General features: G+C 72.1%; 2 protein-coding genes and 1 pseudogene. 1 reads left to right on the forward strand and 2 read right to left on the reverse strand.

Features of this window, described 5'->3' with window-relative positions:
- Positions 1-1,208: FAD-dependent oxidoreductase (locus tag NBX02_RS17005; RefSeq protein WP_250292150.1), on the reverse strand; the 1,208-nt coding region annotated here is incomplete at its 3' end.
- Positions 1,209-2,056: 848 nt separating this feature from the next.
- On the opposite strand from NBX02_RS17005, the gene NBX02_RS17010 reads away from it, so the two are divergent.
- Positions 2,057-2,965: a TauD/TfdA family dioxygenase gene (locus NBX02_RS17010; protein WP_250286117.1), complete on the forward strand. Its 909-nt coding sequence runs from the start codon at positions 2,057-2,059 to the stop codon at positions 2,963-2,965.
- Positions 2,966-3,040: 75 nt separating this feature from the next.
- On the opposite strand, the pseudogene NBX02_RS23300 reads toward NBX02_RS17010, so the two are convergent.
- Positions 3,041-3,222 (reverse strand): annotated as a pseudogene (locus NBX02_RS23300) (SDR family NAD(P)-dependent oxidoreductase); the annotation flags it as partial.
- Positions 3,223-3,241 lie beyond the last annotated feature (19 nt).

A 3,241-nucleotide genomic window follows, 5' to 3' on the forward strand; every position in this document is an offset into this window, starting at 1 on the left:
GGGGTGAGGGGCGCCGACGGCCAGCCGGCCGGGCGCCGTGCGGCGAACCGGGCCGCCGCCGCGCCGGCCCAGCCGCCGGAGGAGATCGCCCAGGAGCCGTTGTGGCTGCCGCCGCCGCTGATCGCGCCGGTGACGAGCTCGCGGGACGCGGCGTCGCCGGCCGCGAACAGCCCGGGGACGGTGGTCGCGCATCCGTCGTCGACCACGCGCAGCCCGCCCGTCCCGCGCACGGTGCCCTCCATGACGAAACGGACGGGGAAGCGCTGGGTGAACGGGTCGATGCCCAGCTTGTCGAACGGCAGGAAGAAGTTCGGCTGCGACCAGCGCATCGCCTCCCGAAGGTGCGGCGCCGCCCGCTCGAGCCGGGCGTGCACCTGGGTGCGCAGCGCCGCCCGCTGTACGTCGAGCAGCCCACCGGGGAACGCGGCGGTGGCCAGCTCGGCGCCGTCGGCGTCGGTGAACACGGCGAACTGGTACATCAGGCCCTTGGTCTGCGCGCCGAAGGCGGGCGCGGTGCCGTACTGGCAGGAGAACTCCATCCCGGACAGTTCGGCGCCGAGCTCCGCGGCCATCAGCGCGCCGTCGCCGGTGTCCACGTTCAGCCCCAGCGCACCGGACCGGAAGGCGCAGCCCCCGGTCGCCAGGACCACGGCGCCGGCCCGCACCCGCCAGGGCTCGCCGCCCCGCTGGCGGTGGACGCCGGCGGCGCCGGTGACGACACCGTCGGGGTCGGCCAGCAGCTCAAGGGCGGGTGACTGGTCGAGGATGACGACGCCGGCGCGCCGGACCTGGCGGCGCATCAGCCGCATGTACTGCGGGCCCTGCAGGCTGCCGCGTTGCGGGGTGCCGTCGTCGGCCACCGGGAACGGATAGCCCCAGTCCGTCAGCTGCTCGACCGCCCGCCACGTCCGGTCGAGGACGCGTGCCATCCAGCGTCGGTCGGTGAGATGGCCGCCGGCGGTCTCCCGGGCGGCGATGGCCTCCGACCGGGCGCTCCCACCCGGCGGCAGGTACCACAGGTTGTTACCGGCGGCCGCCGTCGAGCCGCTGGTGCCGCAGTAGCCCTTGTCGGCGAGCGTCACCCGCTGGCCGCGGCCTGCCGCCGCCAGCGCCGCCCACGTCCCGGCCGGGCCTCCGCCGAGCACGAGGACGTCGGTCTCGGCGGGGGCCGCGACCAGCCGCGGACGGCGTCTCGACGCGGCGCTCACCGTGGGCCGCCGACGCCGGCCTGGCCGGCACATGTCGAGGACACGTCGCGGTGTCGGTGTGGCTGGCGGGGCTGGTCACTCATCAGGATCCCTGTTCTCGGTTCTCGGTTCTCGGCAGCCGGCCGAATCATGATCGGGACGGGTGGGTCTCCGGGCACCAGCCGGGCCGAAAATTTCCGCGATTTCGCCAGCCATCCGCGGACCGATATCACCATCGATATGTTTTACGACCCGAAAAATGATTTCCGTCACCACTGTCAGTGACAGACGGAATCGCGTCCGAACGACTGTTGAATGCTTCCGGAAAATACCACGAAAATGCCAGTTCTGATCAACCTAAATTCGACCAGAATTGACACGGTCCACTGACGACACGGACATGGTCCACCACCCGCCGGACCGACAGCCTGTTCCCCGACATGTTGGCGACTATGTCGGCAGGAATGGCCGGCTGTCAACCCACCCACGGGAGCGGCCGACACGGCGCGAAGGCGGAGCGATCATGATCGCTCCGGATCCCGGGCCCCGCCGCCTTCCTGGGTGGAGCGGCATCCACTCATCGTGTCCGCATCGTCCACCGGCGCGGACGGCCCCGCCGAATTATTTTCACCGGACCGCTAAATATTGACCCGTTCCGCGGCGGACACGAGCATGGCGACACGGGCCGACGAGGAAACCGTCGGGGCCGGCCGCCGGAACGCTTCTCCCCGCCGGCCGGGAGGAGAACCGGCAGGAAAACCGAAGGACTGAAGGACCGAAGGCGGCGCGGCCATGTTTCCTCCGCGGCCTCTCCCGTGGTTCCCTCCGCGCCGTCGGACACTCACGTTCCCGGACCGCCAAGGAGCGACATGGCCGCCGTCAGCACGGATCTCGACATCCGCAGGGTAACCGGACGGATCGGCGCCGAAATCGTCGGCGTGGACCTTCGTGACGCGCTCGGCGACGACACCGTCATCGCGTCGGTCCGGGCCGCGCTCGTCGAGCACAAGGCACTGTTCTTCCGCGGGCAGGAAATCGACGACGCCGGGCAGCAGCGTTTCGCCGCCCGTTTCGGCGCGCTCACCACGGCGCACCCCACCGTCCCGTCCCTGGCCGGCAGCCCGAACGTGCTGCGGGTGGACTCGGCCGAGGGGCGGGCCAACAACTGGCACACCGACGTCACGTTCGTCGTGTCCCCGCCGGCCGCGAGCACCCTGCGCGCCGTCGTGATCCCCCCGGCCGGCGGGGACACCCTCATCGCCAACTCCGTGACCGCCTACCAGGACCTCCCGGGCGACCTGCGCGAACTGGCCGACCGGATCTGGGCGGAGCACACCAACGACTACGACTACGCGATCCCGCCGGCCGAGACGGCGCGGACGAAGGAGTACCGCGAGATCTTCGTCTCCCGGAAGTACCGGACCGCCCACCCGGTGGTCCGCGTCCATCCCGAGACGGGTGAGCGGGGCCTGTTCATCGGCGGGTTCGCGCAGCGCGTCGTCGGGCTGTCCGTGACCGAGTCACGTGACATCCTCCGCCTGCTGCAGACCTACGTCACCCGGCCGGAGAACACCGTCCGGTGGCGCTGGGCCCCCGGTGACCTGGTCTTCTTCGACAACCGCAGCACCCAGCACTACGGCGTGGACGACTACGGCGACCTGCCGCGGCTGCTGCACCGGGTCACCGTCGCCGGCGACGTACCGGTCGGGGTGGACGGCCGGCGCAGCTACGCCGTCGAGGGGGACGACGCCTCCCACTACACCCCGCTCGCCGCATAGCCACCCCGTCCACACACACGGCCCGGGCCGCCGGCGTAGCTTGCGGCGGCGGCCGGCAGCACGGTGCTGCCGGCCGCCGCCGGTCGCCGCCGCAAGCTGCCTGGCGGCCACCGCCAGGGCGTCGGCGTCCCGCGCGGCGATCACGACCCGATCACGGCCTTGGCCCCTTCGGCGGCCAGCGACCTGGCGATGGCCCGCCCGATGCCACGGCTGCCACCGGTCACGATCGCGCGCCGCCCGTCCAGCCGTAGATCCATGCCCGGCTCCGCCTGGTCT

The organism is Protofrankia sp. CiP1_Cm_nod1, assembly GCF_920888515.1.
Taxonomy (GTDB): Bacteria; Actinomycetota; Actinomycetes; order Frankiales; family Frankiaceae; genus Protofrankia.

Bases quoted from the DNA above. Each gene is read 5' to 3' on its own strand.
- NBX02_RS17010 (WP_250286117.1), top strand. From the start codon at position 2,057: ATGGCCGCCGTCAGCACGGATCTCGACATCCGCAGGGTAACCGGACGG.